This is a genomic window from Streptomyces sp. SCSIO 75703, from assembly GCF_036607905.1.
Lineage (GTDB): Bacteria > Actinomycetota > Actinomycetes > Streptomycetales > Streptomycetaceae > Streptomyces.
In genome coordinates, this window is the sequence record NZ_CP144555.1 from 3056032 (window position 1) to 3080935 (window position 24904).

16 protein-coding genes and 2 rRNA genes are annotated in these 24904 nt (G+C 71.6%); 5 read left to right on the top strand and 13 right to left on the bottom strand.

The genetic code is table 11. The features are described 5' to 3' along the window. Positions 1-3: 3 nt before the first annotated feature. Positions 4-3124, bottom strand: a 23S ribosomal RNA gene (locus VM636_RS13280). Positions 3125-3439: 315 nt separating this feature from the next. Further along, positions 3440-4964: ribosomal RNA gene (locus VM636_RS13285) — 16S ribosomal RNA — on the bottom strand. Together the 16S and 23S rRNA genes form the textbook arrangement of a ribosomal RNA operon. A gap of 829 nt (positions 4965-5793) precedes the next feature. On the opposite strand from VM636_RS13285, the gene trpS reads away from it, so the two are divergent. Further along, positions 5794-6864 carry a tryptophan--tRNA ligase gene (trpS, locus tag VM636_RS13290; protein ID WP_338484519.1) on the top strand — a complete coding sequence of 357 codons (1071 nt, stop codon included), beginning with the start codon at positions 5794-5796 and terminating at the stop codon, positions 6862-6864. A gap of 22 nt (positions 6865-6886) precedes the next feature. On the opposite strand, the gene proC is transcribed toward trpS, so the two are convergent. The 6 genes from proC to VM636_RS13320 all read right to left on the bottom strand — a co-directional run bounded on the left by proC (position 6887) and on the right by VM636_RS13320 (position 11701). Continuing rightward, entirely contained in the window at positions 6887-7699 is an 813-nt protein-coding gene (gene proC / locus VM636_RS13295; protein WP_030421987.1) for a pyrroline-5-carboxylate reductase, read from the bottom strand. A 229-nt stretch (positions 7700-7928) separates the two neighbouring features. Beyond that, on the bottom strand, positions 7929-8720 hold the full coding sequence (locus VM636_RS13300; protein WP_053914506.1) for an ABC transporter permease: 792 nt from the start codon (positions 8718-8720) through the stop codon (positions 7929-7931). Further along, positions 8717-9538, bottom strand: a complete 822-nt coding sequence (locus VM636_RS13305; protein ID WP_338484522.1) for an ABC transporter ATP-binding protein — start codon at positions 9536-9538, stop codon at positions 8717-8719. Before VM636_RS13305 ends, VM636_RS13300 begins: the two co-directional genes overlap by 4 nt. A gap of 32 nt (positions 9539-9570) precedes the next feature. After that, positions 9571-10380 carry a class I SAM-dependent methyltransferase gene (locus tag VM636_RS13310; RefSeq protein WP_030421984.1) on the bottom strand — a complete coding sequence of 270 codons (810 nt, stop codon included), beginning with the start codon at positions 10378-10380 and terminating at the stop codon, positions 9571-9573. Between the two features lie 366 nt (positions 10381-10746). Then, positions 10747-11274, bottom strand: a complete 528-nt coding sequence (locus VM636_RS13315) for a hypothetical protein (RefSeq protein ID WP_030421983.1) — start codon at positions 11272-11274, stop codon at positions 10747-10749. A gap of 109 nt (positions 11275-11383) precedes the next feature. Next, positions 11384-11701, bottom strand: a complete 318-nt coding sequence (locus tag VM636_RS13320; RefSeq protein ID WP_030421982.1) for an SH3 domain-containing protein — start codon at positions 11699-11701, stop codon at positions 11384-11386. Positions 11702-11885: 184 nt separating this feature from the next. On the opposite strand from VM636_RS13320, the gene VM636_RS13325 reads away from it, so the two are divergent. After that, entirely contained in the window at positions 11886-14135 is a 2250-nt protein-coding gene (locus VM636_RS13325; protein WP_338484526.1) for a PQQ-binding-like beta-propeller repeat protein, read from the top strand. A 190-nt stretch (positions 14136-14325) separates the two neighbouring features. On the opposite strand, the gene ilvD is transcribed toward VM636_RS13325, so the two are convergent. From ilvD to VM636_RS13345, 4 genes are all read right to left on the bottom strand, one after another. Continuing rightward, positions 14326-16179: a dihydroxy-acid dehydratase gene (gene ilvD / locus VM636_RS13330; protein WP_030421980.1), complete on the bottom strand. Its 1854-nt coding sequence runs from the start codon at positions 16177-16179 to the stop codon at positions 14326-14328. A gap of 281 nt (positions 16180-16460) precedes the next feature. Then, positions 16461-17078 (bottom strand): TetR family transcriptional regulator, encoded by a 618-nt coding sequence (locus tag VM636_RS13335; RefSeq protein WP_053914509.1) that lies wholly within the window; start codon positions 17076-17078, stop codon positions 16461-16463. Then, positions 17075-17905 carry a sugar phosphate isomerase/epimerase gene (locus tag VM636_RS13340; protein ID WP_030421978.1) on the bottom strand — a complete coding sequence of 277 codons (831 nt, stop codon included), beginning with the start codon at positions 17903-17905 and terminating at the stop codon, positions 17075-17077. Before VM636_RS13340 ends, VM636_RS13335 begins: the two co-directional genes overlap by 4 nt. 161 nt (positions 17906-18066) lie before the next feature. Further along, a complete protein-coding gene (locus tag VM636_RS13345) occupies positions 18067-19017 on the bottom strand; it encodes a Ppx/GppA phosphatase family protein (RefSeq protein WP_030421977.1) in 951 nt (316 codons plus the stop codon). A gap of 109 nt (positions 19018-19126) precedes the next feature. On the opposite strand from VM636_RS13345, the gene VM636_RS13350 reads away from it, so the two are divergent. Then, on the top strand, positions 19127-19996 hold the full coding sequence (locus VM636_RS13350; protein ID WP_030421976.1) for a hypothetical protein: 870 nt from the start codon (positions 19127-19129) through the stop codon (positions 19994-19996). A gap of 57 nt (positions 19997-20053) precedes the next feature. Here the strand turns inward: VM636_RS13350 and VM636_RS13355 are convergent, their stop codons facing one another. Further along, entirely contained in the window at positions 20054-21808 is a 1755-nt protein-coding gene (locus VM636_RS13355) for a BACON domain-containing protein (RefSeq protein ID WP_030421975.1), read from the bottom strand. Between the two features lie 476 nt (positions 21809-22284). Between VM636_RS13355 and radA the strand changes: the two genes are divergently transcribed. Together radA and disA are read left to right on the top strand one after the other, a co-directional pair. Further along, positions 22285-23694 carry a DNA repair protein RadA gene (gene radA, locus VM636_RS13360; RefSeq protein ID WP_030421974.1) on the top strand — a complete coding sequence of 470 codons (1410 nt, stop codon included), beginning with the start codon at positions 22285-22287 and terminating at the stop codon, positions 23692-23694. An 82-nt stretch (positions 23695-23776) separates the two neighbouring features. Next, the gene (gene disA, locus VM636_RS13365) at positions 23777-24901 is read left to right on the top strand and encodes a DNA integrity scanning diadenylate cyclase DisA (RefSeq protein WP_030421973.1); all 1125 of its coding nucleotides are present in this window, start codon (positions 23777-23779) and stop codon (positions 24899-24901) included. The last annotated feature ends 3 nt before the right edge of the window (positions 24902-24904 follow it).

Consider the following 24904-nt stretch of genomic DNA (forward strand, 5'->3'; position numbering starts at 1 on the left):
ACTGAGGACAAGCCCTCGGCCTATTAGTACCAGTCAACTCCACACTTTACAGTGCTTCCATATCTGGCCTATCAACCCAGTCGTCTACTGGGAGCCTTACCCCATCAAGTGGGTGGGAGCCCTCATCTCGAAGCAGGCTTCCCGCTTAGATGCTTTCAGCGGTTATCCCTCCCGAACGTAGCCAACCAGCCATGCCCTTGGCAGAACAACTGGCACACCAGAGGTTCGTCCGTCCCGGTCCTCTCGTACTAGGGACAGCCCTTCTCAAGACTCCTACGCGCACAGCGGATAGGGACCGAACTGTCTCACGACGTTCTAAACCCAGCTCGCGTACCGCTTTAATGGGCGAACAGCCCAACCCTTGGGACCGACTCCAGCCCCAGGATGCGACGAGCCGACATCGAGGTGCCAAACCATCCCGTCGATATGGACTCTTGGGGAAGATCAGCCTGTTATCCCCGGGGTACCTTTTATCCGTTGAGCGACGGCGCTTCCACAAGCCACCGCCGGATCACTAGTCCCGACTTTCGTCCCTGCTCGACCCGTCGGTCTCACAGTCAAGCTCCCTTGTGCACTTACACTCAACACCTGATTACCAACCAGGCTGAGGGAACCTTTGGGCGCCTCCGTTACCCTTTAGGAGGCAACCGCCCCAGTTAAACTACCCATCAGACACTGTCCCTGATCCGGATCACGGACCCAGGTTAGACATCCAGCACGACCAGACTGGTATTTCAACGACGACTCCACACACACTGGCGTGCATGCATCAAAGTCTCCCAGCTATCCTACACAAGCCGAACCGAACACCAATATCAAACTGTAGTAAAGGTCCCGGGGTCTTTCCGTCCTGCTGCGCGAAACGAGCATCTTTACTCGTAGTGCAATTTCACCGGGCCTATGGTTGAGACAGCCGAGAAGTCGTTACGCCATTCGTGCAGGTCGGAACTTACCCGACAAGGAATTTCGCTACCTTAGGATGGTTATAGTTACCACCGCCGTTTACTGGCGCTTAAGTTCTCAGCTTCGCCTGGACGAATCCAAGCTAACCGGTCCCCTTAACGTTCCAGCACCGGGCAGGCGTCAGTCCGTATACATCGCCTTACGGCTTCGCACGGACCTGTGTTTTTAGTAAACAGTCGCTTCTCGCTGGTCTCTGCGGCCACCCCCAGCTCAGACCGAAAAGATCATCACCAGGAATGGCCCCCCTTCTCCCGAAGTTACGGGGGCATTTTGCCGAGTTCCTTAACCATAGTTCACCCGAACGCCTCGGTATTCTCTACCTGACTACCTGAGTCGGTTTAGGGTACGGGCCGCCATGAAACTCGCTAGAGGCTTTTCTCGACAGCATAGGATCATCCACTTCACCACAATCGGCTCGGCATCAGGTCTCAGCCTATTGCGAGGCGGATTTACCTACCTCACGGCCTACACCCTTACCCCGGGACAACCACCGCCCGGGATGGACTACCTTCCTGCGTCACCCCATCACTCACCTACTAACCGCTTGGTTCAGCGGCTCCACCACTCCCCTTCACCCGAAGGATCCAGGACGGCTTCACGGCCTTAGCATCACGATGCTCGATGTTTGACGCTCCACAGCGGGTACCGGAATATCAACCGGTTATCCATCGACTACGCCTGTCGGCCTCGCCTTAGGTCCCGACTTACCCTGGGCAGATCAACTTGACCCAGGAACCCTTAGTCAATCGGCGCAAACGTTTCTCACGTTTGTATCGCTACTCATGCCTGCATTCTCACTCGTCAACCGTCCACAACTACCTTCCGGTGCTGCTTCACCCGGCAGACGACGCTCCCCTACCCATCACGATCCCCGTTAGAGGTACATATCGCAATGACACGACTTCGGCGGTACGCTTGAGCCCCGCTACATTGTCGGCGCAGAATCACTAGACCAGTGAGCTATTACGCACTCTTTCAAGGATGGCTGCTTCTAAGCCAACCTCCTGGTTGTCTCTGCGACTCCACATCCTTTCCCACTTAGCGTACGCTTAGGGGCCTTAGTCGATGCTCTGGGCTGTTTCCCTCTCGACCATGGAGCTTATCCCCCACAGTCTCACTGCCGCGCTCTCACTTACCGGCATTCGGAGTTTGGCTAAGGTCAGTAACCCGGTAGGGCCCATCGCCTATCCAGTGCTCTACCTCCGGTAAGAAACACACGACGCTGCACCTAAATGCATTTCGGGGAGAACCAGCTATCACGGAGTTTGATTGGCCTTTCACCCCTAACCACAGGTCATCCCCCAGGTTTTCAACCCTGGTGGGTTCGGTCCTCCACGAAGTCTTACCTCCGCTTCAACCTGCCCATGGCTAGATCACTCCGCTTCGGGTCTTGAGCGTGCTACTCCACCGCCCTATTAGGACTCGCTTTCGCTACGGCTTCCCCACTCGGGTTAACCTCGCAACACACCGCAAACTCGCAGGCTCATTCTTCAAAAGGCACGCAGTCACGAGAGCAAGGCAAGCCTTGCTCCGACGCTCCCACGGCTTGTAGGCACACGGTTTCAGGTACTATTTCACTCCGCTCCCGCGGTACTTTTCACCATTCCCTCACGGTACTATCCGCTATCGGTCACCAGGGAATATTTAGGCTTAGCGGGTGGTCCCGCCAGATTCACACGGGATTTCTCGGGCCCCGTGCTACTTGGGTGTCTCTCAAACGAGCCGCTGACGTTTCGACTACGGGGGTCTTACCCTCTACGCCGGACCTTTCGCATGTCCTTCGCCTACATCAACGGTTTCTGACTCGCCTCACAGCCGGCAGACTGTGAACAAGAGATCCCACAACCCCGTATGCGCAACCCCTGCCGGGTCTCACACGCATACGGTTTGGCCTCATCCGGTTTCGCTCGCCACTACTCCCGGAATCACGGTTGTTTTCTCTTCCTGCGGGTACTGAGATGTTTCACTTCCCCGCGTTCCCTCCACACTGCCTATGTGTTCAGCAGCGGGTGACAGCCCATGACGACTGCCGGGTTTCCCCATTCGGACACCCCCGGATCAAAGCCTGGTTGACGACTCCCCGGGGCCTATCGTGGCCTCCCACGTCCTTCATCGGTTCCTGGTGCCAAGGCATCCACCGTGCGCCCTTAAAAACTTGGCCACAGATGCTCGCGTCCACTGTGCAGTTCTCAAACAACGACCAGCCACCCGTCACAACCCGCCGAAGCAGATCTATACCGGGGCCAGCAACCGAAGACACAGCCATCACGACCGCACCCTCAGACACCCAACAGCGTGCCCGACACGATCAGCCGCCCAGATCAGCGTTCCACACCCCGCAAAGGGGCAGTACTAGCGCCTGGTCCATCCTGAACCATGCCGAGTAGTCAACGTTCCACCCATGAGCAACCAGCACCGGACATTCGCCGATGTACTGGCCTCTGGACTGCCGAAGCAGCCTAGAAGCGCTCCTTAGAAAGGAGGTGATCCAGCCGCACCTTCCGGTACGGCTACCTTGTTACGACTTCGTCCCAATCGCCAGTCCCACCTTCGACAGCTCCCTCCCCGAGGGGTTGGGCCACCGGCTTCGGGTGTTACCGACTTTCGTGACGTGACGGGCGGTGTGTACAAGGCCCGGGAACGTATTCACCGCAGCAATGCTGATCTGCGATTACTAGCGACTCCGACTTCATGGGGTCGAGTTGCAGACCCCAATCCGAACTGAGACCGGCTTTTTGAGATTCGCTCCACCTCACGGTATCGCAGCTCATTGTACCGGCCATTGTAGCACGTGTGCAGCCCAAGACATAAGGGGCATGATGACTTGACGTCGTCCCCACCTTCCTCCGAGTTGACCCCGGCGGTCTCCCGTGAGTCCCCAGCACCACAAGGGCCTGCTGGCAACACGGGACAAGGGTTGCGCTCGTTGCGGGACTTAACCCAACATCTCACGACACGAGCTGACGACAGCCATGCACCACCTGTACACCGGCCACAAGGGGGGCACTATCTCTAATGCTTTCCGGTGTATGTCAAGCCTTGGTAAGGTTCTTCGCGTTGCGTCGAATTAAGCCACATGCTCCGCCGCTTGTGCGGGCCCCCGTCAATTCCTTTGAGTTTTAGCCTTGCGGCCGTACTCCCCAGGCGGGGCACTTAATGCGTTAGCTGCGGCACGGACAACGTGGAATGTTGCCCACACCTAGTGCCCACCGTTTACGGCGTGGACTACCAGGGTATCTAATCCTGTTCGCTCCCCACGCTTTCGCTCCTCAGCGTCAGTATCGGCCCAGAGATCCGCCTTCGCCACCGGTGTTCCTCCTGATATCTGCGCATTTCACCGCTACACCAGGAATTCCGATCTCCCCTACCGAACTCTAGCCTGCCCGTATCGACTGCAGACCCGGGGTTAAGCCCCGGGCTTTCACAACCGACGCGACAAGCCGCCTACGAGCTCTTTACGCCCAATAATTCCGGACAACGCTTGCGCCCTACGTATTACCGCGGCTGCTGGCACGTAGTTAGCCGGCGCTTCTTCTGCAGGTACCGTCACTCTCGCTTCTTCCCTGCTGAAAGAGGTTTACAACCCGAAGGCCGTCATCCCTCACGCGGCGTCGCTGCATCAGGCTTGCGCCCATTGTGCAATATTCCCCACTGCTGCCTCCCGTAGGAGTCTGGGCCGTGTCTCAGTCCCAGTGTGGCCGGTCGCCCTCTCAGGCCGGCTACCCGTCGTCGCCTTGGTGAGCCATTACCTCACCAACAAGCTGATAGGCCGCGGGCTCATCCTGCACCGCCGGAGCTTTCGAACCCTCTGGATGCCCAGAAGGATCAGTATCCGGTATTAGACCCCGTTTCCAGGGCTTGTCCCAGAGTGCAGGGCAGATTGCCCACGTGTTACTCACCCGTTCGCCACTAATCCCCACCGAAGTGGTTCATCGTTCGACTTGCATGTGTTAAGCACGCCGCCAGCGTTCGTCCTGAGCCAGGATCAAACTCTCCGTGAATGCTTTTCACGGGAGCGGAACAGTCGGAGGAATAGTCCGACCGTTCACAGCGTCCTCGCTGTGTATTTCAAAGGAACCACAACATCAGGAACAGAGTCCCGACGTCGGGGTATCAACATATCTGGCGTTGACTTTTGGCACGCTGTTGAGTTCTCAAGGAACGGACGCTTCCTTTGTACTCACCCGAGACACTGTCTCCGGCTTTCCTCCGGGCGCTTTCCCTTCGGTCTTGCGTTTCCGACTCTATCAGACCGTTTCCGATCCGATTTCCTCGATGCTTTCCAGGTTCCCGCTTTCGCGTTTCCCTTTCCGGCGGTTCCGACTCTATCAGACCCTTTCGGTGCTGATCCCCCGTCAGAAGGGGTTGCCATCCCGGCCGTTGGGCCGTTCCGACGAGGTGAGACTGTAGCGGATTCCCAGACCCCGAGCTAATCGGGGTCCGCGTTCTTCCGAACGTGGATTCCTCATTCCGTGAATACGCACGCCATTGCCACGACGAAGCCGACAACGCGGTGTCCGCCGAAGTGTGGGTGGTGCTCGTGGAATCGCTGTCCGGGGACCGACTCGGTCGGCGCTCACGTCGGACAACTCGGAGAACAGTACGGGTGGGCCCGTGGCGTGTCAACTCCGGGACGTGGAGCCCTCGGCGGCGTAGGCTGACGGACGTGACCACGCGTACGCACGACCAGTTCTGGTGGGCCGCCTGACGGCGGCCCGCGCTCACGTACGCACTGCGACGGCCGCCGCTCCCGGCGGCCGTTTCCCGTATCTCCCCTCGCACGGGGCCGGGGCAGCCGGCGGACGGCGGCCCCGGCCGAGAGGCGGAGAGATGACGAGGATCTTCAGCGGGATCAAGCCGACCGGGCACCTGACGCTCGGCAACTACCTGGGCGCGATGCGGCGCTGGGCCACGGAGGACCAGTACCGCGCGGACGCGCTGTTCTCCGTGGTCGACCTGCACGCGCTGACCGTCGACCACGATCCGGCACGGGTGCGCCGGCTGAGCCGGCAGGCCGCGTCCCTGCTGCTCGCCACGGGGCTGGACCCCGACGTGTGCACGGTGTTCGTGCAGAGCCACGTCGACGAGCACGCCCGGCTCTCGTACGTACTGGAGTGCGTGGCGACCGACGGGGAGATGCGGCGCATGATCCAGTACCGGGAGAAGGCCGCCCGGGAACGGGAGCGGGGCGGGAGCGTGCGGCTGTCGCTGCTGACGTACCCCGTGCTGATGGCGGCCGACATCCTGGCGTACGCGGCCGACGAGGTGCCGGTCGGTGACGACCAGGCGCAGCACGTGGAGCTGACCCGGGACCTGGCCGTGCGGTTCAACCAACGGTACGGGCACACCTTCACCGTGCCCCGGGCCACGCATCCGGCGGTCGCGGCGCGGGTGATGAACCTCCAGGACCCGGCGTCGAAGATGGGCAAGAGCGACGACGTGGGGCCGGGCATCGTCTACCTGCTCGACGAGCCGGACGTGGTGCGGCGCAAGGTGATGCGGGCGGTGACCGACAGCGGACGCGACGTCGTCCACGACCCGCAGGCGCGGCCGGGGCCGACGAACCTGCTGGAGATCCTGGCCGCCTGCACCGGCGGCGACCCCGTGGCCCTCGGTGAGGCGTACACCTCGTACGGCGCGTTGAAGAAGGACACGGCGGAGGCCGTGATCGAGGCGCTGCGGCCGGTGCGGGAACGGCACCGGGAGCTGTGCGCGGACCCGGGGCGGGTGGACGAGGTGCTGCGCCGGGGCGCGGAGCGGGCGCGAGCGATGGCCCGGCCCACGGTGGACGCCGCGTACCGGGCGATCGGACTGCTGCCGCCCCTCTCGGACGACGAGGACGGCGACGGCGGCGGCGAGGCCCGGACGATCGCCGGCCCCGCCGTGGTCCGGGCCGGCTGAGAGGGGCGGGCCCCGGCCGGGGTCAGTCCTTCGTGCCGGAGGCCAGCTCGCGGCTGCGGTCGCGGGCGGCCTCCAGTGCGGCGATGAGGGCGGCGCGGACGCCGTGGTTCTCCAGTTCGCGGATGGCGTTGATGGTGGTGCCGGCCGGGGACGTCACGTTCTCGCGGAGCCGGACCGGGTGCTCGCCGCTGTCGCGGAGCATCTTGGCGGCGCCGATCGCCGACTGGACGATCAGGTCGTGGGCCTTGTCGCGGGGCAGCCCGAGCAGGATGCCGGCGTCGGTCATGGCCTCGACCAGGTAGAAGAAGTACGCCGGGCCGGAGCCGGAGAGCGCGGTGCAGGCGTCCTGCTGGGACTCGGGGACGCGCAGGGTCTTGCCGACCGCGCCGAAGATCTCCTCGGTGTGGGCGAGGTGGCCGGCGGTGGCGTGGGTGCCGGCGGAGATGACGGACATGGCCTCGTCGACGAGTGCCGGGGTGTTCGTCATGACGCGGACCACGGGGGTGCCGGGGGCGAGGCGTTCCTCGAAGAAGGCGGTGGGGATGCCGGCCGCGCCGCTGATGACCAGCCGTTCGGCGGGGATGTGCGGGGCGAGTTCGTCGAGGAGCGTGCCCATGTCCTGCGGTTTGACCGTGAGGATGAGGGTGTCGGCGTGCTTGGCCGCCTCGGCGTTGGTGACGGGGGTGACGCCGTGGCGGGCGCGGAGTTCCTCGGCCCGTTCCGGGCGGCGGGCGGTGACGAGGAGGTCGTCCGGGGACCAGCCGGAACCGATCATCCCGCTGAGCAGGGCTTCGCCGATCTTGCCGGTGCCGAGGACTGCGACTTTCTGGGTCATGGCTGGGGTGCCCCTCCGAGGGTTGCGTCGTCCGCGTTCATCCTCGCACCGGGCGGCCGGGCCGGGTGCCCGCGTCCGGTGGGCGGGACGCGGGTGCGGCCCGGACGGCGCAGGTGGCGGGGCGGGTGGGGACCGGTGGGGTGGGGCGAGGCCCCGGCGGGGCGGATGCGGGCCGGCGGGGCGGATGCGGGCCGGCGGGGCGGATGCGGGCCGGCGGGGCGGGCGCCGGTCAGGCGGTGCGGCGGCGCAGGGTCACGGCGCCGAGGGCGAGGACCAGGAGGGCGCAGCCGGCCACGATCAGGACGTCCCGGACGAAGACGCCGGTCAGGTCGGGGTGGCGCAGGACCTCGTTCATGCCGTCGACGGCGTACGACATGGGCAGGACGTCGGAGACGGCCTCCAGGGCGGGGTGCATGCGGTCGCGCGGAGTGAAGAGGCCGCAGAGCAGGAGCTGGGGGAAGATCACCGCCGGCATGAACTGGACCGCCTGGAACTCCGAGGCCGCGAAGGCCGAGACGAAGAGGCCGAGCGCGGTGCCGAGGAGGGCGTCGAGCAGGGCCACGAGGAGCAGCAGCCACGGGCTGCCGGTGACGTCCAGGTCGAGGACCCAGAGGGCGAGTCCGGTGGCCAGGGCGGACTGGACGACGGCGAGCGCGCCGAAGGCGAGGGCGTAGCCGGCGATGAGGTCGCCCTTGCCGAGCGGCATGGCGAGGAGGCGTTCCAGGGTGCCGGAGGTGCGCTCGCGCAGCGTGGCGATGGAGGTGACCAGGAACATCGTGATCAGCGGGAAGATGCCGAGGAGCGAGGCGCCGATGGTGTCGAAGGTGCGCGGGCTGCCGTCGAAGACGTAGCGCAGCAGGAAGAGCATCACGCACGGGACGAGGAGCATCAGCGCGATGGTGCGCGGGTCGTGGGCGAGCTGGCGCAGCACGCGGCCGGCGGTGGCGGTGGTGCGGGAGAGGTTCAGGGGACGTACGGGGGCGGGGGCGGGCCTGGGCTCCGCCGGGGCCGGGGAGGTCATCGCGTGCTCTCCTTCGTGCGGTCGGCCTCGTCGACGAGGCGCAGGAAGGCGTCCTCGACGGTGTCGGTGCCGGTGCGGGCGCGCAGGGCGTCGGGGGTGTCGTCGGCGAGCAGCCGGCCCTCGCGCATCAGCAGGAGCCGGTGGCAGCGCTCGGCCTCGTCCATGACGTGGGAGGAGACGAGGAGGGTGGCGCCGCGTTCGGCGGCGAGGGCGTGGAAGAGGTTCCACAGGTCGCGGCGGAGGACGGGGTCGAGGCCGACCGTCGGTTCGTCGAGGACCAGCAGGTCCGGGGCGCCGAGCAGGGCGACGGCGAGGGAGACGCGGCTGCGCTGGCCGCCGGAGAGCCGGCCGGCCAGGGCGTCGGCGTGGTCGGTGAGGTCGACGTCGGCGATGGCCCGGCCGACGTGCTCGTGGCGGCGTGCGGCGGCGGCGCGGCCGGGGTCGAGGATCGCGGCGAAGTAGTCGAGGTTCTGGCGCACGCTGAGGTCGTCGAAGACGGAGGGGGCCTGGGTGACGTAGCCGACGCGGGTGCGCAGGGCCGGGTGGCCGGCGGGCCGGCCGAGGACCTCCAGGGTGCCGGTGACCTTGGCCTGGGTGCCGGCGACGGCGCGCATGAGGGTGGACTTCCCGCAGCCCGAGGGGCCGAGGAGGCCGGTGACCTGTCCGCGCGGGACGGTGAAGCCGAGGGCGCGCAGGACGGTCCGGCCGCCCCGGACGACGGTGAGGTCTTCGGCGCGGAGGGCCGGTGCTCCGGCCGGGCCGGCGGGCCCGGCCGGGTCCGCGGGCCTTCCGGGAGGCCCGGAAGAATAATTCATCATGTGATGAATACTCCTCCTGCGACCGGCCGGCGTCAAGCGTCCCGGGGGGTGGTCGCCACGAGCAGGACGACGTCGTACGTCTCCTCCACGACCCCGTCCGGGAAGACGTCCGACAGGCACCGCCGCTCCTCGGCGAGGAAGGCCCTCCCCTGCTCGGCGTCCCGGGTGAGGAAGAGGGAGCGGCTGGCGAGGTTGGCCAGGTGGGTGCCGAGGGGGACGCGCCGGCTCCAGCGGACGGTGCGGCGGGCGCCGCCGACACGGCGGGCCGTCTCCGCGAGGCGTGCCTCGACCCCGCGCAGGCCGGGCTCCTCGACGCCGAAGCGGGCCTCGACGCGCCGTTCCTGCTCGGCGATCCACGGCACGTCGCGGGGGCCGGTGTTCCACCACAGCGCGAGCGCGCCGCCGGGGCGCAGCACCCGCAGCGCCTCCGGGACCGAACGGTCCGGGTCGGTCCAGTGCCAGGACTGGGCGTAGGTGAGCAGGTCGGCGGAGCCGGTGGCGAGGGGGAGCGCGTCGCCGACGCCGCGTACGAGGGGCACGTCGGGCAGGTCCCGGCGGAACCGGGCGGCCATGCCGTCGCCGGGCTCGACCCCGGTCACCCGGGCGCCGCGCGCGTGCAGCAGGGCGGTGGCGATCCCGGTGCCGGCGCCGACGTCCACGACCCGGGCACCGGCGAGGGGTCGGCCGGCCAGTTCCTCGACGGCGTCGAGCAGCGCGGGCGGGTAGGAGGGCCGGGCGGCGGCGTACCGGTCCGCGGCGGCGTCGAAGGAGCGGGCGCGGACGGCGCGGGAGGCGCGAGTCGGCCGGGTCGCGGGGGTGGCGGGCTCGGGCGAGGTCGTCATCCGGCCATGGTGACGGCCGTGGGGGCCGGTGGGCACGGCCCGGGACGGGCCTCCGGGGCGACCGGGGGCCTCCGGGGGCCTCCGGGGGCGGGCCGGGGGCGGGCTTCGAGGTACGGCCTGGGGGGACCTCCGGGCACGGACCAGGGACGGACCTCCGGGCACGGACCAGGGACGGACCTCCGGGCACGGGCCGGAAGCGGACCCCCGGCAACGCCCCGAAGACGGACCCCCAGGCACGGACCGGAGGGCGGACCCCCGGCGACGCACCAGGGACAGACCTCCGCGTCGCCCCGAGGACGGACCCCCGGGTGCGTGTGCCGCGCGCCGCGTCCCTCCCGCCGGATGCCGGCCCGGCGGGGCGGGGGGTCAGGCGCGGCCCCGGCGCTTCTTCCTCGCGGGGTTGCCGGAGCGGCGGGTGGTGCGGCGCGCGTACAGGTCGCGGGCGCGTTCGTACTCGGCGCGGAGCAGGCCCTCGCCGGGGGCCTCGGTGAAGCAGCGCAGGAAGTAGGCGAGGAGCGAGCCGACGAAGCCGATGCTCAGCAGACCGCGCAGGGACGCCTGGCGGTCGGGGTCGGGGCGGCGGGAGAAGCCGGTCCAGGTGTGCCGGAAGGCCACGGCGCTGCAGAGGGCGAACATGACGCCCATCAGCACCGTGACGAAACCGCTGACGGCGGCGATCCGCAGGCCCTCGTAGGCGATGAACAGGACCAGGCAGGCCACGGCCGCGGTGAGCAGCGCGCCGACGGCGACGCCGGCGCGGCGGACGGCGTAGCCCCGGCCGTGGTCCACCCAGCTCGTGCCGAAGAAGCGCAGCGGCTCGGGGCGGGGGCCGGCCGGGGTGGCGGAGCCCTCGGCGGCGCTCCGGGTGCCGTTCGTACCGTTCTCGTCGCTCACGGGTCGATTATGGCCGGGGCGGCGCCGCGGGCTCCGGGCGGGCCCGGGGCCGGAGGCGGCCCGGCCCGTCCGGGCGGGCCCGGGAGCGGGCCCGCCCGGAGCGCCCGGCTCAGGAGCAGGGCGGGGCGACGTACCCGTCGCTGCCGGTGTAGACGTACGTGTCGGAGACGTACTGCCCGCTGCCGATGCGGTCCCAGATCGACGACGTGCCGTACGGACCGGTCACCGTGGTGCCGTTCGTCTGGCAGGTGATCGGGACCTGGGCGCCGAGCGGCAGGACCCGGACGACGGCGTAGCCGGTGCCGGGTCCGCTGCGGACGTTGAGCCGGTACCCCGGCGCGACCGGGTACGTGCGCGCGGCGGCCGCGGCGGCGACGGCCTCCCTCTCCTCGTCGCCCCCGACGGGCGCGGACTGGTCCACGGACATGACGAAACCTCCCCCGTTGCACCCCATGACGACCATGGGGCCCCCTTGATTCCCGCCCTGCGGACCGTGAAACACATGTTCGTTTTCCGTACGGGCGTGCCGGGCGGGCCGTCTCGGCGGCGTCGGCCCCATCGACTAGGCTCCGAACGTCGCGCGCGCTGAGGAACGGCACGGGGGTGGTCCCATGGCGCCAGAGCGGAACGCCGGACCCGATGCGGAAGCGGAGCGTCCGGAGTACGCCGGCCACTACCGGCTCGACGCCCGGCTGGGCTCCGGTGGCATGGGGGTCGTGCACCTGGCCCGCAGTACGTCCGGGATGCGGCTCGCGGTGAAGGTCGTCCACGCCCAGTACGCGCGGGACCCCGAGTTCCGGGGCAGGTTCCGGCAGGAGGTCGCGGCGGCGCGACGGGTGAGCGGGGCGTTCACGGCGCCGGTCGTGGACGCCGACCCCGATGCGGTGCGCCCCTGGATGGCCACCCTGTACATCCCCGGCCCCACCCTCGCCGACGAGGTGAAGCGGAACGGCCCCCTGGAGCACGGGCGGCTGCGCCGGCTGATGGCGGGGCTCGCCGAGGCGCTGCGCGACATCCACCGGGTCGGGGTCGTCCACCGGGACCTGAAGCCGAGCAACGTGCTGCTCGCCGAGGACGGCCCGAAGGTCATCGACTTCGGCATCTCCCGGCCCAAGGACAGCGAACTGCGCACCGAGACGGGCAAGCTGATCGGCACGCCGCCGTTCATGGCACCGGAGCAGTTCCGCCGGCCCCGGGAGGTGGGACCGGCCGCGGACGTCTTCGCGCTCGGTTCGCTGCTGGTGCACGCGGCGACCGGCCGGGGCCCCTTCGACTCGGACAGCCCGTACGTCGTGGCGTACCAGGTCGTGCACGACGAGCCCGACCTGACGGGGCTGCCGGGGAGCCTGGCCCCGCTGGTGCGGAGCTGTCTGGCGAAGGAGCCGGAGGACCGGCCCACGCCGGACGAGCTGATGCGGCGGCTGCGGACGGTGGCGGCCTCGTACGACACCCAGACGTTCACACCGGCCCCACGGGACCCGTCACAGGACACGCCCGGGGCGCTCCGGGACAGCGTGCCGGAAGGGGACACGCCCGGGGACCACGGGACGGCGGCCGGCACGCCGGGCCCCGCGCCGGGCGACACGCCGGAGGACGGCCCCGCGGCGCGGGACACGCCCGGCCTCCCGCACGCCGGCCCGCCGGACGGCGGCCTCCCGGCGTCCGGCCCGTCCGCCACCCGGCCCCCTCCCCCGCGCCGCCGCGCCCGTCGGTTCGCGCTCGGGGCCGGTGTGGCCGGCGTCGTCGCGGCCGGGGCGCTCGTCCTGGTCCTGCCCTCGCAGGGCACGGACCCGAGGACGCCGGTGCCGCAGGCCGCGGCGTCCCCCTTCGGTACCTGGCGGACGGCGCCCGACGAGGAGCCGGGCGTCTCGCACTGCTCGTACGGCGGCGGACGGCTGCTGTGCGCGCGGCCCGGACTCGTCTTCGCGCTCGATCCCTCCGACGGGAGGGTGCTGTGGCGCCACCCCGTCGAGCGGACGGTCGTCGGCGAACCGCCCTCGGTCGCGGACGGCGGCCTCGTCCAGCCCGCCGTCCAGCAGGGCCGCACCCTGACCGCGCTCGACCCCGCCACCGGCGCGGCGGCCCGGAAGGCGGAGCTGCCCGCCTACCAGGGCCTGCGGCGGGCCGGCGGCATGCTGCTGCTCACCGGCGCCGACGGCCGGGTCACCGGCGTGGACGCCGCGACCGGCGAGAGCCGGTGGACGCGCCCGGTCCCGGGCCACCGGATGCCGTACTTCGCGGCGTTCCCCGGCGACCGGCTCGCGTACGCGACGAGCACCAGCGACGACGGGCGGCGCACCCGCGTCACCGCGGTCGACCCGGCCACCGGGACGGTGCGCTGGGACACCGAGATGGACGGTGTGGTGCGTCCGGCCGGCGTGTCCGGCGGGTCCCTGTGCCTGCTGGCCGTCGACCCGGTCTACGGCGACGCCCGCGCCGTGCTGCGCTACACCCCCGGCACCGGCGACCTGCTCCGCGTCGCGCTGCCCGTCCCCCTCGGACAGGCCGAGGCCGCCGTGCGCGGGGACCGGGTGTACCTCATGGGGGACGGCGGCTCGCTGCGGGCGGTCGATCTCGCCGGCCGCGTCCAGCGGTGGAGCCTGGAGACCGGCATGAGCCGCGGTTCGGCGCCCGTCGCCGACGACCGGCACGTGTACGTCGCCGCGCCCGACGGGCGGCTGCTCGGCGTGGACGCCGGCTCGGGCCGCCTGCTCGGCCAGACCCCGCCCCGGCTCGGCACGGCCTCCGACCGGGTCCCCGCCGATCTGGCCCCGCCGGTGCTCGCGGGCGGCCACGTCTTCTCCGGGGCGCCCGACGGCAGCGTCCTCGCCGTGGACGCCCGGGACCCGGCCGCCTGGTAGCGCCGGGCGCGGGCAGCGGCACGAGGGCGGACAACATCACACGCGGGCGGACACGACGACACGCCGAAGGGCCGCCCCCGCGCGGTGGGGGGACGGCCCTTCGGCGTGTCGGACGGACGCGGCCCCCGGTGCCGGGGACCGCCACGGTTCCGGGACGGCCCCGTGGCGCGGCCCCGTACCGGGCGCGGGCTCAGCCCAGCCTGCTCACGTCGCGCACGGCGCCCTTGTCGGCGCTGGTCGCCATGGCGGCGTAGGCGCGCAGGGCGGCGGAGACCTTGCGGTCGCGGTCGCGCGGGACGTACGCGCCGTTCAGGGCGTCGGAGCGGCGGGCCAGCTCGGCGTCGTCCACGAGCAGTTCGACGGAGCGGTTCGGGATGTCGATGCGGATGCGGTCGCCGTCCCGGACCAGGGCGATGGTGCCCCCGGAGGCCGCCTCGGGCGAGGCGTGGCCGATGGACAGGCCCGAGGTGCCGCCCGAGAAACGGCCGTCGGTGATCAGCGCGCACGCCTTCCCGAGGCCGCGGCTCTTGAGGTACGAGGTCGGGTAGAGCATCTCCTGCATGCCGGGGCCGCCCTTGGGGCCCTCGTAGCGGATGACGACGACGTCGCCCTCGGTGACCTGCTTGGTGAGGATCTTCTGGACGGCCTCGTCCTGCGACTCGCACACGACCGCGGGCCCCTCGAAGGTCCAGATCGACTCGTCGACGCCGGCCGTCTTCACCACGCAGCCGTCGACGGCGAGGTTGCCGCGCAGCACCGCGAGGCCGCCGTCCGCGGAGTAGGCGTGCTCGGCGGAGCGGATGCAGCCGCCCTCGGCGTCCTCGTCGAGGGAGTCCCACCGCTCGGACTGGGAGAACGCCTCGGCGGAGCGGACGCAGCCGGGGGCCGCGTGCCACAGTTCGACGGCCTCCGGGGACGGGGAGCCGCCGCGGATGTCCCAGGTCTTCAGCCAGTCGGCGAGGGAGGGGCTGTGCACGGCGTGCACGTCCTCGTTGAGCAGTCCGGCGCGGTGCAGTTCGCCGAGCAGGGCGGGGATGCCGCCGGCCCGGTGCACGTCCTCCATGTAGTACGTGCGGTTCTTGCCCACGTTCGGCGCGACCTTGGCGAGGCAGGGCACGCGGCGGGAGAGGGCGTCGATCTCGGCGAGGCCGAAGGGCACCTCGGCCTCCTGCGCGGCGGCCAGCAGGTGCAGGATCGTGTTGGTCGAGCCGCCCATGGCGATGTCGAGCGCCATGGCGTTCTCGAACGCCTGGAAGGAGGCGACGGCGCGGGGCAGGACCGACTCGTCGTCCTGCTCGTAGTAGCGGCGCGTGATGTCCATGACCGTGCGCGCCGCGTCCTCGTAGAGGGCCTTGCGGGCGGTGTGGGTGGCGAGGACCGAGCCGTTGCCGGGCAGGGAGAGGCCGATGGCCTCGGTGAGGCAGTTCATCGAGTTGGCGGTGAACATGCCGGAACAACTGCCGCAGGTCGGGCAGGCGTTCTCCTCGATGCGCAGCACGTCGGCGTCGGAGACCTTGTCGTCGGCCGCGTCCACCATGGCGTCGATCAGGTCCAGGGTGCGGACCGTGCCGTCGACCAGGGTGGTGCGGCCGGCCTCCATCGGGCCGCCGGAGACGAAGACCGTGGGGATGTTCAGCCGCAGCGCGGCGTTGAGCATGCCCGGGGTGATCTTGTCGCAGTTGGAGATGCAGATCAGGGCGTCGGCGCGGTGCGCCTCGACCATGTACTCCACGCTGTCCGCGATCAGGTCGCGGGAGGGCAGGCTGTAGAGCATGCCGCCGTGGCCCATGGCGATGCCGTCGTCGACGGCGATGGTGTTGAACTCGCGGGGGATGCCGCCCGCGGCGGTCACCGCCTCGCTGACGATCCGGCCGACCGGCGCCAGGTGGGTGTGGCCGGGCACGAACTCGGTGAAGCTGTTGGCGACCGCGATGACGGGCTTGCGCCCGATGTCCGCGCCCGGTACACCGGAGGCGCGCATCAGGGCGCGTGCGCCCGCCATGTTGCGGCCGTGGGTGACTGTGCGGGACCTCAGCTCGGGCATCGTCGCTCGCTCCTTCGGAGAGTTGTGACTGCCGTCGAGCGTACGCCGGACTTCCAGGGGTCGGGACACGGTGTCCGCGATTCGGGACGCACGTCTCGTACGGGAGATGTCGGACGGCCCGGCTCACGGCCCGCCCCGCGCACCCCGGACGACCGGTCCCATCCGGTCTGTCCGCCCTGTCCGGCCCGTCTTGCCTACCCGGTCTATCCGGACCATCCGGCTCCATCCGGCTCCATCCGGCTCCATCCGGTTCTGGATGGTTCCGGCCGGTGCGGACTCGATCAGGGCGTGGTGAGGTGGCCCTGCACGACGGGTGCCAGGCGGGCGACGAGCGTCTCCAGGTCCGCCGAGGCCAGCGGCTCGACCTTGATCACGTACCGGAGGAGGGCGCAGCCCACGAGCTGGGCGGCGGCCAGTTCGGCGCGGAGTTCCGCGTCCGGCAGGTTCAGGTGGGCGGCGACGCGGCCCAGCAGCTGGGCGGCGACCAGGCGGCGGAAGACGGCGGCGGCGGTCTCGTGGTCCAGGGCGGAGCGCAGGATGGCGAGCAGCGGGGCGCGGGTGGCCGGGTTCTCCCAGATGCCGAGGAAGAAGCGGGTCAGCCGCTCGCCGGTCTGGTCGAGGGGCCCCTCGGCGATCTCGCGGGGGGCGCCCAGGGCGGGGGCGAAGGCGACCTCGACGGCCGCCGCGAAGACCTGCTCCTTGGTGCCGAAGTAGTGGTGCACGAGGGCCGGGTCGACACCGGCGGCCTTGGCGACGGCGCGGACGGAGGTCCGTTCGTAGCCGCGCGCGGAGAACTCCTCGCGGGCCGCGGCGAGGATGCGGTCCCGGGTGCCGGCGGACTCGGCGCGCGGGGGCCGGCCGCGGCGCCGGGCGGGCGTGCCGCCGGGGGCGGCGGTCACCGGCGGCCGGCCTTCGCCGCCGCGGCCAGGTGCAGCCGGGTGAAGGCAAGGGCCTCCGCCAGGTCGGACTCGCGTTCGGCGCCGGACATGGCCCTGCGGGTGTTGACCTCGACGACCACGTGGCCGCCGAAGCCGGTGCGGGCCAGGTGCTCCAGCACCTCGGCGCAGGGCTGGGTGCCGCGGCCGGGGACCAGGTGCTCGTCCTTGGCCGAGCCCCGGCCGTCGGCGAGGTGGACGTGGCCGAGCCGGTCGCCCATGCGCGCGATCATGTCGAGGGCGTCGGCGCGGGCGGTGGCCGCGTGACTGAGGTCGATCGTGAAGTGGCGGTAGTCCTCCTTCGTCACGTCCCAGTCGGGCGCGTAGGCGAGCATCTCGCGGTCGCGGTAGCGCCAGGGGTACATGTTCTCGACGGCGAAGCGGACGTCGGTCTCCCCGGCCATGCGCCAGATGCCGTCGACGAAGTCGCGGGCGTACTGGCGCTGCCAGCGGAAGGGGGGGTGCACGACGACAGTGCTCGCGCCGAGCTTCTCGGCGGCGGCGCGGGCGCGCTGGAGCTTGACCCAGGGGTCGGTGGACCAGACGCGCTGGGTGATCAGCAGGCAGGGGGCGTGCACGGCCAGGATCGGCATCCGGTGGTAGTCGCTGAGCCGGCGCAGCGCGTCGACGTCCTGGCTGACGGGGTCGGTCCACACCATGACCTCGACCCCGTCGTAGCCGAGGCGTGCGGCGATCTCGAAGGCCGTCGCCGTCGACTCCGGGTAGACGGAAGCCGTCGACAGGGCGACCTTCGCGTCCGGGATGCGGACGACGTCCCTTGGTTCTGCCACGAGGGCCAGGTTACGGGTCGCCCCGGGCGGGTGCGGGGTGGTCGCGGGCCGTTGTGGCCATCGCCATAGCGGGGGCCCGGCGCGCGGCCGTGGGGGGTACGGGGCCCGGCCGCCGCCGGGGAGCGCCGCCCCGCGGCCCGGGGTCGTCCCCGGGCCCCGGGTCATCCGCCGCCCGGGGGCCGGCCGCGCCCCATGTGGTCGAGGCGGCGCAGGATCACGCCCTCGCGCAAGGCCCACGGGCAGATCTCCAGGGTCTCCACCCGGAACAGGTCCATCGCGGCCTCGGCGACCAGCGCCCCGGCGAGGAGCTGGCCGGCCCGGCCCTCGGAGACGCCGGGCAGTTCGGCGCGCTCGGCGGCGGTCATCGCGGCCAGCCGGGGCACCCAGCCCTCCAGGGAGACCCGCTTCAGCTCGCGCTGGACGTAGAGGCCCTCCGCCGAGCGGGCGGCGCCGGCCAGGCGGGCCAGTTGCCGGAAGGTCTTGGAGGTGGCGACCACGTGGTCGGGGGCGCGCAGCCGGCTGAAGTCGCCGACCGTGCGGGCGATCTCCGTCCGGACGTGGCGGCGCAGCGCGCGGACGTCCTCCGGCCGGGGCGGGTCGCCGGGCAGGTGGGCGGCGGTCAGCCGGCCGGCGCCGAGCGGCAGCGAGACGGCGGCGTCGGGTTCCTCGTCGATGCCGTGGGCGATCTCCAGGGAGCCGCCGCCGATGTCGAGGACGAGGAGCGTGCCCGCGGACCAGCCGAACCAGCGGCGGACCGCGAGGAAGGTGAGGCGGGCCTCGTCGGCGCCGCTGAGGACGGCCGGTTCGACGCCGGTCTCCTCGCGCAGCCGGGCGAGGACGTCGTCGGCGTTGGCCGCGTCGCGCACGGCGGAGGTGGCGAACGGGAGCAGGTCCTCGACGCCCTGGTCCTCGGCGGCGCGCAGCGCCTCGCGCACCACGGCGATCAGCCGGTCGACGCCGTCGGGGCCGATCGCGCCGTCGTCGTCGAGGAGTTGGGCCAGCCGCAGGTCCGCCTTGTGCGAGTGCGCGGGCAGCGGGCGCGCTCCGGGGTGCGCGTCCACCACCAGCAGGTGCACCGTGTTCGAACCCACGTCGAGGACACCGAGTCTCATGGGGGAAACGCTACTGCCGCCGGGGCCCGCCGGGTACGCCGCACCCGGCGGGCGGGGGCGGACCGGGAGGCGGTGCCTGCCACGGGACCGGGCGTCTTACCCTGGAGCCGTGCCAAAGACGAAAAAGGCGAAGGACGAAAAGTCGGCCAAGAAGGACAAGAAGAGCAAGAAGGACGGACGGTACGGGATGTCCCTGGGTTCTTCGGCGGCGGAGGCCGCCGCTCCGGTCGACGACGAGCAGGGCCTCGACTTCGCGCGCGCGTGGGTGGAGTTCCCGGACCCGGCCGACGACGAGCAGGTCTTCCGCTGTGATCTGACCTGGCTGACCTCGCGCTGGTCCTGCGTCTTCGCCTCCGGCTGCCAGGGCATCCAGGCGGGCCGCGCGGACGACGGGTGCTGCTCGCTGGGGGCCCACTTCTCCGACGAGGAGGACGAGAAGCGGGTCGCGGAGCACGTGGCGCGGCTGACGCCGGACATCTGGCAGCACCACGCCGAGGGCACCCGCGGCGGCTGGGTCTCCGAGGACGACGAGGGCTCCCGGCAGACCCGCCCGTACCAGGGCTCGTGCATCTTCCAGAACCGGCCCGGTTTCGCCGGGGGCGTGGGCTGCTCGCTGCACATCCTGGCGCTGCGGGAGGGCCGGGAGCCGCTGGAGACCAAGCCGGACGTGTGCTGGCAGCTCCCGGTGCGGCGCACCTACGAGTGGATCGACCGGCCCGACGACACGCGGGTGCTCCAGGTGTCGATCGGCGAGTACGACCGGCGCGGCTGGGGCCCGGGCGGGCACGACCTGCACTGGTGGTGCACCTCGGCGACCTCGGCGCACGGCGCGGGCGAGCCGGTGTACGTCTCCTACCGGGCGGAGCTGGTCGAGCTGATGGGCAAGGCGGGCTACGACCGGCTGGCCGAGCTGTGCGAGGAGCGCCTCGCCTCGCGGCTGCCGCTGCTGGCCCCGCACCCGGCGGACCCGGCGCGCTGACGGGCCGCCGCCCGCCGTCGGCGCGGCGGCGGCCCGGCCCCGACGAGCCCGCGCGCCCTACGAGCCGGAGGGGCTCGGGTCGCCGCTCTCGTCGGGCGGCGGCTGCGAGGTGCCGGTCGGGGACGGCTCGGTGGGCGTGGGCTCCGGAGCGGGGGGCGTGGTCCCCGGGTCGTCGGTCGGCGTCGGGTCCGGCGCGGGGGAGCGCGTCGGGGACGGGTCCGGGCGGGAGGTGCCCGAAGGCGGCGGGGTGCCGGGCGTGCTGGGCCGCGGGGCCGGGCGGGTCGGGGCGGGGGCCGGGCCGTGACCGGAGATGGTGACGACCGCGCCGGCCGGGGCGACGGCCACCCGGGCCTTCCAGGGGCCGGACGGCTCGCGCAGGTGGTCGACGAAGACCTTGACGGTGAGGGTCTCGCCGGGGGCGAGGGTGCCGGAGGCCCGGCTCACGTAGAGCCAGGGGGCGGTGGTGGAGACGGACCAGTCCACCGGGGCGTCCCCGGCCGCGGTGAGGGTGATCAGCGTGGTGTCCCCGTCGGTGCCGGCGGCGACCGTGAGCCGGCCGGTGCCGGTCTGGCCGGCGCCGGTGACGCTGACGACCTCCACGGTGACGTCGGCCCCGCCGGCCTCGTCGAAACCGGGCCCGGGGGTGGTGCTGGCGTTGCCGGCGTTCTCGTAGCCGGTGCCGTCCGGGGGGCCGTCGGGGACGTCGGGGCCGTGGGCCTCCCCGGCGGTGGCCGGGCGGCCGTCGGCCTCGCCCTCCGGCCCGCCCCGGTGCGCGGCCCACAGGGCGAGCATGGGCGCGGCGACCACGGTGGCGACGACGGTGGTCGTCACGGCCCGCGCGCGCAGCCGGTCGCGCCGGGCGGCGTGGTCCTTGGGGTCCATCGGGAAACCGCGCCGGTCGAAGCGGGGGACGGCGCCGCGGGCGCGCGGCAGATGGGCCATCACCAGGTGCAGGGCGGCGCGCGGGGCCTCCAGCACGGGCAGCTCGGCGGGGGTGACGGCGGTGCCGGGCCAGCGTCCGGGGATGGCGCGCTCGGCGGTGCGGCGGCAGCGGGGGCAGTCGTCGACGTGCCGGACCAGTTCGCGGCGGAGCGCGGCGCTGAGCACGAGGCGGTTCTCGCCGGTGAGCCGGGCGACGCCGGGGCAGGCCCCGGTCTCGACGACGGCGAGGGCCGCGCGGGTGCGTTCGACCTCGCAGGCGGCGGAGGCCAGCAGTTCGCGGGCCGGGGCGAGGTCCATGCCGAGCACGGCGGCGACCTCGTGGGCGGCGAGGCGGTGACGCACGGCCAGTTCGAGGGCCTCGCGCTGCTCCGGGGTGGTGCCGGCCGCCTCCGGCCAGGCCAGCCGGGCCAGTTCGCGGCGGCGCCGGCGGTCCTCCTCGTTCCCCTCGTCGGCGGGGTCCGGGCCGGCCGCGGGGGCGTGGGCGCCGGGCGCGGGGCGGGAGCCGCACCGCCGGCCGCCGCGGGAGCGGCCCGCGGCGTGACCGCCCTGGCGGTGCCGACGGGCCTCGGCCAGGCGGCGCAGGCAGGCCCAGCGGGCCAGCGCGTACAGCCAGGCGCGGCGGTCCCCGGCGGCGTCGGGGCAGCGGTGGGCGCGGCGCTCGGCCAGCGCGAGGACGTCGGCGAGGGCCGCGGTGGCTCCGTCGTGGTCGCAGAGGACGGAGAGGCAGTAGGTGAACAGGCCGTCCAGGTACGCGTCGTGACGCGCGGGCGGCCGCTGCGCCGGGGTGCGCACCACGGCGCGGTCGCGCGCCTCCCGGTGCGCCCGGTGTGCGCCGGTCGTGCGGGTCGTGGTCTCCGGACTGCTCCTCATCACCCGGCGACCGTAGGGCGCTGTGGGGGGCCCGTTCTGACACGTTGCACACATTTAATCCGTACGGGTGAAACGATCCCTCATAAGGGGACAGGAAGCTGAGATTCCGTGGCCGGTTCTCAGGGTGAGGTGGCGAAATCCGGACCTCCGAGCCCCGCACACCCCCCGCGAACACCACGCGGACGCCCCCCGAACACCCCGCGAACGCCCCGCCGGACACCCCGCCGGACGCACCACCCGACATCCCGTCGACGGCCCGTCGTCAGGCCGTCGTCGACCCGCCGCCGCCCCGCCGCCCCTTCCGTCACCGCCGTCACCGCCGTCACCGCCGTCACAGGGGGCGCACCGGCGCACGCGCCCGCCCGCACGCCGTCCGGCGTCCGCGCGCACCGGAGCACGCCGCCGGGCCCCGGCCGGTACCGGGAGCGCCCGGCCGCACGGTTCGGATTGTCGGCGGCGACGGTTACGGTTCGTGCATGGCTGCCCGTACGAAGACCACCAAGGACCGGCCGTCCTACCGCTGCACCGAGTGCGGCTGGCAGACGGCCAAGTGGCTCGGCCGCTGCCCCGAGTGCCAGGCGTGGGGCACGGTCGAGGAGTACGGCACGCCCGCCGTCCGCACCACCGCCCCAGGGCGCGTGACCACCTCCGCCCTCCCCATCGGCCAGGTCGACGGCCGGCAGGCCACCGCCCGCTCCACCGGCGTGCCCGAGCTGGACCGGGTGCTCGGCGGCGGACTGGTGCCCGGCGCCGTGGTCCTCGTCGCCGGCGAGCCCGGTGTGGGCAAGTCCACGCTGCTGCTGGACGTCGCCGCCAAGTCGGCCAGCGACGAGCACCGCACGCTGTACGTCACCGGCGAGGAGTCCGCGAGCCAGGTCCGGCTGCGCGCCGACCGCATCCACGCCATCGACGACCACCTCTATCTGGCCGCCGAGACCGACCTCGCCGCCGTCCTCGGCCACCTGGACGCGGTCAAGCCCTCCCTGCTGATCCTCGACTCGGTGCAGACGGTCGCCTCCCCCGAGATCGACGGCGCCCCCGGCGGCATGGCCCAGGTCCGGGAGGTGGCCGGCGCCCTGATCCGCGCCTCCAAGGAGCGCGGCATGTCCACGCTGCTCGTGGGACACGTCACCAAGGACGGCGCGATCGCCGGGCCCCGCCTGCTGGAGCACCTGGTCGACGTCGTCCTGCACTTCGAGGGCGACCGGCACGCCCGCCTCCGCCTGGTCCGCGGTGTGAAGAACCGCTACGGCACCACCGACGAGGTCGGCTGCTTCGAACTGCACGACGAGGGCATCACCGGCCTCGCCGACCCCAGCGGCCTCTTCCTCACCCGCCGTGCCGAGCCGGTGCCCGGCACCTGTCTCACCGTCACCCTGGAGGGCCGCCGCCCGCTGGTGGCCGAGGTGCAGGCGCTCACCGTCGACTCCCAGATCCCCTCCCCGCGCCGGACCACGTCCGGTCTGGAGACCTCCCGTGTCTCGATGATGCTGGCCGTCCTGGAGCAGCGCGGACGCATCAGCGCCCTCGGCAAGCGGGACATCTACTCCGCCACGGTCGGCGGGGTGAGGCTCTCCGAGCCGGCCGCCGACCTCGCCGTGGCGCTCGCCCTCGCCAGTGCCGCGAGCGACGTCCCGCTCCCGAAGAACCTGGTCGCCATCGGCGAGGTCGGGCTCGCCGGGGAGGTGCGGCGCGTCACCGGCGTCCAGCGCCGGCTGGCCGAGGCGCACCGGCTGGGCTTCACACATGCCCTCGTACCGGGCGATCCGGTCCGGGTCCCCGAGGGCATGAAGGTTCTGGAAGTGGCGGACATAGGGGACGCGCTGCGGGTCCTGCCGCGGTCCCGTCGCCGGGAGGCCCCACGGGAGACGGAGGACCGCCGGTAGACTTTGCCCTGGTCTCGCCCGTCCGTACGAACCGAGTGTGCGATGCGGGAGCGCCTGAAGTACCTGCGACCGGAGGAGTGCAGTGGCAGCCAACGACCGGGCAGCGGCTCCCGGAAAGTCCGGCCAGAGCGCCGGCGCGGAGGGCCTGATGCGCGCCTCGCTGAGCGCCGTCGCACCCGGAACGGCCCTGCGTGACGGCCTGGAGCGGGTCCTGCGCGGCAACACGGGCGGTCTGATCGTGCTCGGCTCGGACAAGACCGTCGAGGTCATGTGCACGGGCGGTTTCGTGCTGGACGTGGAGTTCACCGCGACACGGCTGCGCGAGCTGTGCAAGCTCGACGGCGGCATCGTGCTCTCCTCGGACCTGTCGAAGATCCTGCGCGCGGGCGTCCAGCTCGTCCCGGACCCGACGATCCCCACCGAGGAGACGGGCACCCGGCACCGCACGGCGGACCGGGTCAGCAAACAGGTCGGCTTCCCCGTCGTCTCCGTCTCCCAGTCCATGCGGCTCATCGCCCTCTACGTGGACGGGCAGCGCCGCGTCCTGGAGGACTCCGCGGCGATCCTGTCCCGGGCGAACCAGGCCCTGGCGACCCTGGAGCGGTACAAGCTGCGCCTCGACGAGGTCGCGGGCACGCTCTCCGCGCTGGAGATCGAGGACCTGGTCACCGTCCGGGACGTCTCGGCGGTCTCCCAGCGCCTGGAGATGGTCCGCCGCATCGCCACGGAGATCGCCGAGTACGTGGTGGAGCTGGGCACCGACGGCCGCCTGCTCGCCCTCCAGCTCGACGAACTGATCGCCGGCGTCGAACCGGAACGCGAGCTGGTGGTGCGGGACTACGTGCCCGAGCCGACCGCCAAGCGCTCGCGCACCGTGGAGGAGGCGCTGACCGAGCTGGACAAGCTCAGCCACGCCGAGTTGCTCGAACTGTCCACGGTGGCCCGCGCCCTGGGGTACACCGGCTCGCCCGAGACGCTCGACTCGGCGGTCTCGCCGCGCGGTTTCCGGCTGCTGGCGAAGGTCCCCCGGCTGCCCGGCGCGATCATCGACCGGCTGGTGGAGCACTTCGGCGGACTGCAGAAGCTCCTCGCCGCCAGCGTGGACGACCTCCAGACGGTGGACGGCGTCGGCGAGGCCCGCGCCCGCAGCGTCCGCGAGGGACTCTCCCGCCTGGCCGAGTCCTCCATCCTGGAACGCTACGTCTGACCC

What these genes read in the sequence shown, in the direction of transcription:
- trpS (WP_338484519.1), top strand. Translation starts at nt 5,794, where the DNA reads ATGACGAGGATCTTCAGCGGGATCAAGCCGACCGGGCACCTGACGCTC.
- proC (WP_030421987.1), bottom strand. Translation starts at nt 7,699, where the DNA reads ATGACCCAGAAAGTCGCAGTCCTCGGCACCGGCAAGATCGGCGAAGCC.
- VM636_RS13300 (WP_053914506.1), bottom strand. Translation starts at nt 8,720, where the DNA reads ATGACCTCCCCGGCCCCGGCGGAGCCCAGGCCCGCCCCCGCCCCCGTA.
- VM636_RS13305 (WP_338484522.1), bottom strand. Translation starts at nt 9,538, where the DNA reads ATGATGAATTATTCTTCCGGGCCTCCCGGAAGGCCCGCGGACCCGGCC.
- VM636_RS13310 (WP_030421984.1), bottom strand. Translation starts at nt 10,380, where the DNA reads ATGACGACCTCGCCCGAGCCCGCCACCCCCGCGACCCGGCCGACTCGC.
- VM636_RS13320 (WP_030421982.1), bottom strand. Translation starts at nt 11,701, where the DNA reads ATGTCCGTGGACCAGTCCGCGCCCGTCGGGGGCGACGAGGAGAGGGAG.
- VM636_RS13325 (WP_338484526.1), top strand. Translation starts at nt 11,886, where the DNA reads ATGGCGCCAGAGCGGAACGCCGGACCCGATGCGGAAGCGGAGCGTCCG.
- ilvD (WP_030421980.1), bottom strand. Translation starts at nt 16,179, where the DNA reads ATGCCCGAGCTGAGGTCCCGCACAGTCACCCACGGCCGCAACATGGCG.
- VM636_RS13345 (WP_030421977.1), bottom strand. Translation starts at nt 19,017, where the DNA reads ATGAGACTCGGTGTCCTCGACGTGGGTTCGAACACGGTGCACCTGCTG.
- VM636_RS13355 (WP_030421975.1), bottom strand. Translation starts at nt 21,808, where the DNA reads ATGAGGAGCAGTCCGGAGACCACGACCCGCACGACCGGCGCACACCGG.
- radA (WP_030421974.1), top strand. Translation starts at nt 22,285, where the DNA reads ATGGCTGCCCGTACGAAGACCACCAAGGACCGGCCGTCCTACCGCTGC.